Here is a 5,214-nt window from a genome sequence, read left to right on the forward strand (position 1 = left end):
AACCGGCTCGATGCCGCCGACAAGCCCGCCTGCTACCAGCTGCTGATCGCCGAGTCCGGTCGCGCGGCCTACCAGGTCGCTTTCGGCCCGCTCAACCTGGCTGGCAGCAACCGTGTCGACAAGGCGGCCGTGACCTGCCCCGTGCTGTCGCTGGCCGGCGCCGATGACCGCATCGTGCCCGCCGCCGCCGGGCGCGCCATGGCCGACTGGTACGGCGGCGCGCCGCGCATCGACCACCGCGAATACGCCGAGCATGCCCACATGATGATGTTCGAACCAGGCGGTGATGCCCGCGTGCAGGAGATCATCGGCTGGCTGGACGCGCGCTGAGCGCGGCCGGCAGTCATCCCGCCCAGCCCCCCGCCCCGCCCTGCCCCGCAGCGCCGCGCCGTGAACCACCCGGCGCGGCGCTGCCGCGTCAGGCTGTGCCGTTCCCGTCGCCGGCCTCGCGGCCGAAGCGGAACCACATGGCGTAGAGCGCCGGCACGAACAGCAGGGTGATGGCCGTGCCCACGGCCACGCCGCCGATCAGCACGAAGGCCAGCGGCCCCCAGAAGCCGTCGAAGGTCAGCGGCACGAAGGCGAACATGGCCGCCAGCGCGGTCAGCACCACCGGGCGGGCACGACGCACCGCCGCCTCCACCACGGCCACGACCGGCGCCATGCCATCCTTCAGGTTGTCGCTGACCTGCTGGGTCAGGATCAGCGTGTTGCGCATGAGGATGCCGGCCAGCCCGATCAGCCCCAGCAGCGCCACGAAGCCGAAGGGCTGGCCGAACAGCAGCAGCGCCAGCACCGCGCCGATGATGCCCAGCGGCGCGGTGGCGACGACCATGAAGGTGCCGGCGAAGCTGCGCATCTGCAGCATGACGAAGATCAGCATGAGCGCGACCATGACCGGCTGCATGCGCTCGATCGAGGTGTTGGCCTTGGCCGACTGCTCGACGCTGCCGGCGATGCTGATGTGGTAGTCCTGCGGCAGCGAGGCGCGCAGCTTTTCCAGGCGCTTCCACACCGCCAGCGTCATGTCGTTGGCCTGCGCGCCGACCACGTCGGCATGCACCGGAATGTAGGGCACGCGGTTGTAGCGTTTGATGACCGGTTCCTCGTAGCGCACCTCGATGCGGCCGAGCTGGGCCAGCGGCACCTTGCGGCCGTCGAGCGTGCGCAGCTCCAGCCCGGCGAGGCGGGCATCGGCGCTGCTGTAGCCGCGGGCGTAGACATCCACCGTGCGGTTGCCCTGGCGCAGCGCGGTCACCGGCGCGCCCTCGAGCTCGAACTGCAGCTGGCGCGCGACCTCGGCCGGCGTCATGCCGATCAGGCGCAGGCGGTCGGGGTCCATGCTCACGTGCATGACCGGCGCGCGCTCGTCCCATTCCAGATGGGCATCGCGGATGGCCGGGTCGGCGGCCATGATCTCGCGCACTTCGGTGGCGATGCGGCGCAGCTCGGTGACATCCGGGCCGATGACGCGGAAGCTCACCGGCCACACCACCGGCGGACCGTAGAGCAGGCTGGACACGCGCACGCGCGCCTCGGGGAACTCGCCATCGGCGATGTGCTTTTCCAGCGCCGCGATGATGCGGTCGCGCGCGGCGGTGTCGGTGGCCACCGCGACCAGCTTGGCGAACGCCGGGTCCGGCTGCTCGGGCAGGATGGAAATGAAGAACCTCGGCGCGCCGCCGCCGACATAGGTCAGCAGCGACTCGACGCCGGGCATGGGCTTGAGGATCTCCTCCAGCTTGCGCGTGGTGGCGTCGGTGACCGCGATCGAGGTGCCCTGCGGCAGGTAGACGCTGATCATCACCTCCGGGCGGTCGGAGCTGGGGAAGAACTGCTGCTGCACCGGGCCGAGCATGGCCAGGCCGGACAGCACCAGCAGGCCCAGGGTGCCGAACACGACCTTGCGGCGCTGGGTCACGCACCAGGTGATGAGCGCGCGCAGGCGCCGGTAGCCCGGCGTCTGGTAGATGCCGCCGTGCTCACCCGCGCCATGCCCGCCGGCACCGCCCTCGCCACCTGCCGTGGCGGCCGGCGCGTGCTTCGGCGCCGGCAGCATCTTCACCCCGAGGTAGGGCGTGAAGGTCACCGCCACCAGCCACGACACCAGCAGCGAAATGCCCAGCACCCAGAAGATGTTGCCGGTGTACTCGCCGACGCCGGACTGCGCGAAGCCGATGGGCACGAAGCCGACCACGGTCACCAGCGTGCCGAACAGCATGGGCGCGGCGGTGACCTGCCAGGCGTAGGTGGCGGCACGGATGCGGTCCCAGCCCTCCTCCATCTTCACGATCATCATCTCGATGGCGATGATGGCGTCGTCGACCAGCAGGCCCAGCGCCAGGATGAGCGCGCCCAGGGTGATGCGGTCGAGGTTGATGTCCATGAGCCGCATGACCAGGAAGGTCAGGCCGAGCGTGACCGGAATCGCGATGCCGACGATCAGTCCCGCGCGCAGGCCGATGGCGAGGATGCTCACCGCCATGACCACGATCATGGCGACCAGGAACTTGAACTGGAACAGGTTGACCGCCGCCGAAATGGCGTGGGCCTGGTTGGTCAGCGGCTCGAAGGTCATGCCCAGCGGCAGGCGCGCCTGCTCGGCGGCCACGAACTCGGCCAGGCGCTCGCCCAGTTCGAGACCGTTCTCGCCCTTGTGCATGACCAGCCCGAGCAGGATCGCGTCCTGCCCGCGCGAGCGCACCAGGTAGCTCGGCGGCTCTTCGTAGCCACGGCGGATGGTGGCGATGTCGGCCAGCTTCATGAGCCGGCCGCCGACGCGGATCGGCACCTCGGCGAGCTTCTCCGGGTCCGACAGGTCACTGTCCAGGCGCAGGTAGACGCGCGGCCCCTTCGTTTCCATGCGGCCGGCCGGCGTCAGCGTGTTGTTGTCCTCGATGGCCTGGAAGATCTCGCGCGGCGAAATGCCGAGGTTGACCAGGCGCAGGCTGTCGAATTCGAGGAACACGCGCTCGCTGCGCTCGCCGAGGATCAGCGCCTTCTGCACACCCGGCACCTGGCGCAGGCGATCGCGCACACCCTCCATGACCTGCACCAGCTCGCGCATGGGCAGGCCCGGCGCCGACAGCGACAGCAGGCTGAAATAGACATCGGCGAAGTCGTCGTTGGAGATCGGGCCGATGACGCCGGCCGGCAGGTACGGCGCTTCGTCCTGCATGCGCTTGCGCACTTCGTAGAACAGCTGCGGCATGCGCTCGCTGGGCGTGTAGTCCTCGAACTCGACAATGATGTCGACGCGTCCCGGGTGGATCACGCTCTCCATGTTGAGGACGTTCTCGACTTCCTGGATGCGCTTCTCCAGGCGGTCGGAGACCTGGCGCTGGATCTCCTCCGGCGTGGCGCCGGGCCAGATCGCCGACACGATCATCACGCGCACGGTGAACGCCGGATCCTCGGCGCGACCCATGGCGAAGAAGGAATGCACCCCCGCCGCCACCGACAGCAGCAGGAAGAACAGGGTGATGGCGCGCTCGCGGACGGCGAGCGCGGACAGGTTGGGAAAACTCACTGCTCCAGCTCCCGCACCGCCATGCCCGGCTTCAGCAGGTGGGTGCCGAGCGCGATCAGGCGCGTGCCGGCAGGCAGCTCGGCGTGGATGCGCGCGCTCTCCGGCCCGATGGTCAGCACCCGCACCGGCAGCGGCTGCGCCTTGCCCTCGACGATATGCCAGACCTGCGGGCCCTGGCCGCGCTCATCGAGGGCGCCCAGCGGCACCTCCAGGCTGTCGCTGATCGCCGCATGCGCGAGCGTGAAGCGCGCGCTCAGCACCGTGCCCAGGGCCTGGCGGGCGGCGCCGTCGCCGAGCAGGCGGTAGCGCGCGCGCCAGGTGCGGCTGGACGGATCGACCGCGCCGGCGACCTCGCGCAGCTGCAGATCGGTGCTGGCGCCATCGGCATGGCGGATGATGCCGGCCGGCGGTGCCTGCACCGACTCGGGGAAGAACACCTCGACCTCGCGCTCGCCGTCCTGCGCCAGCACCGCCACGGCCTGGCCGGCGGCCACCACCTGGCCGGGCTCGCCGGTGACATCCATGAGCACGCCGGCGGCATCGGCGCGCAGCACGCCGTAGGCGGTGGCATTGCGCGCCTGCTGCCAGTGCGATTCGGCAGCATCCAGGCGGCTCTTGACCTCGCGCTCGCTGAGCTCGACGCGCTCCAGCATCTGCCGGCTCACGAAGCCCTGCTCGAACAGCTGGCGGTGACGCTCGGTGTCGGCGTGCGCGGTGTCCCAGGCCGCCTTGGCGGCGGCGCGCTCGGCCGAGGCCGCCTGCAGGCTGGCGGCGAGGTCACGCGGATCGAGTCGGAACAGCACCTGCCCGGCCTTCACCTGCTGGCCGGCATCGACGCCGCGGGTGCTGATCTGGCCACCGACGCGGAATGCCAGCGGAGTCTCGTAGCGGGCGCGCACGGTGCCGGTCAGCGCCAGCTGCAGACCGTCGGCGCCACCGACCACATGCGTGCGCACCCAGGGCGCTTCCGGCTGCCGCGCGGACTCGTTGTTGCCGCAGGCAGCCAGGATCAGGGAACACAACAGCACGGTCTTCAACTTCATGACGTGTCACTCGCAGGCGGAAAATTCGGAGGGATCGGAAAGGGTCGCCGGAGCGGCGGCGGGCAACGCCGCCAGCACCTCGGCGGCGGCGCGCTCGCCGGAGCGGATGGCGCCGTCGAAATAGCCGCACCAAGCCTCGGCGGTCTCGGTGCCGGCCCAGTGGATGCGGCCGCAGGGCTGGCGCAGCGCCACCCCGCAGGATGACCAGACACCGGGCGGGAAGTAGCCGGCGTAGCAGCCGCGCGTCCACTCCTCGTCGGCCCAGCTCTGCTCGATGTACTCCAGCGGCGCCGCCGCCTGCTCGCCGAAATAGCGCGTGAAGCAGGCGATGGTGGCCTGGCGCCGGGCCTCGGGCGTGGCGCGCAGCAAGGCGCGGCCGTCATCGCCTTCCATGAAGCCCATGAGCACGCCCACCGAGGCATCCGGCGGGGAGTTGTCGAACGCCAGCCGCACCGGGCCGGTGTCGCTGGTGGCCTGGCCGCTGAGACCGGCGGCGCGCCAGAACGGTGTCGGGTAGACGCACTGCACCTTGATCACGGTGCCCATGGGCACGCGCTGGGTGAGCTGGTCGCGTAGGCCGTCCAGCGCGGGGGCATAGCGGATGCGCCCGGCCAGCACCGGCGGAATGGCGACGATCACGCG

At 70.7% G+C, this 5,214-nt stretch carries 4 protein-coding genes; 1 reads left to right on the forward strand and 3 read right to left on the reverse strand.

All coding sequences use genetic code 11. The annotated features are described in order from the left end of the window. On the forward strand, positions 1-330 hold a 330-nt coding region (locus C5O18_RS10425), incomplete at its 5' end, for an alpha/beta hydrolase (RefSeq protein ID WP_206389760.1). A gap of 88 nt (positions 331-418) precedes the next feature. Here C5O18_RS10425 and C5O18_RS06270 read toward each other — a convergent pair. From C5O18_RS06270 to C5O18_RS06280, 3 genes are all read right to left on the reverse strand, one after another. Next, positions 419-3,529, reverse strand: coding sequence for an efflux RND transporter permease subunit (locus C5O18_RS06270; RefSeq protein WP_105192462.1), 3,111 nt, complete (start codon positions 3,527-3,529; stop codon positions 419-421). Continuing rightward, positions 3,526-4,572, reverse strand: a complete 1,047-nt coding sequence (locus C5O18_RS06275; protein WP_105192465.1) for an efflux RND transporter periplasmic adaptor subunit — start codon at positions 4,570-4,572, stop codon at positions 3,526-3,528. The genes C5O18_RS06270 and C5O18_RS06275 overlap by 4 nt, the downstream gene beginning before the upstream one ends. A gap of 6 nt (positions 4,573-4,578) precedes the next feature. Next, positions 4,579-5,214: flavin monoamine oxidase family protein (locus tag C5O18_RS06280; protein WP_206389761.1), on the reverse strand; the 636-nt coding region annotated here is incomplete at its 5' end.

The organism is Amnimonas aquatica, assembly GCF_002943415.1.
In the GTDB taxonomy this organism is placed as follows: Bacteria; Pseudomonadota; Gammaproteobacteria; order Pseudomonadales; family Moraxellaceae; genus Perlucidibaca; species Perlucidibaca aquatica_A.

Excerpts from the sequence above, each read along its gene's own strand:
- C5O18_RS06275 (WP_105192465.1), bottom strand. The coding sequence starts at position 4,572 with ATGAAGTTGAAGACCGTGCTGTTGTGTTCCCTGATCCTGGCTGCCTGC.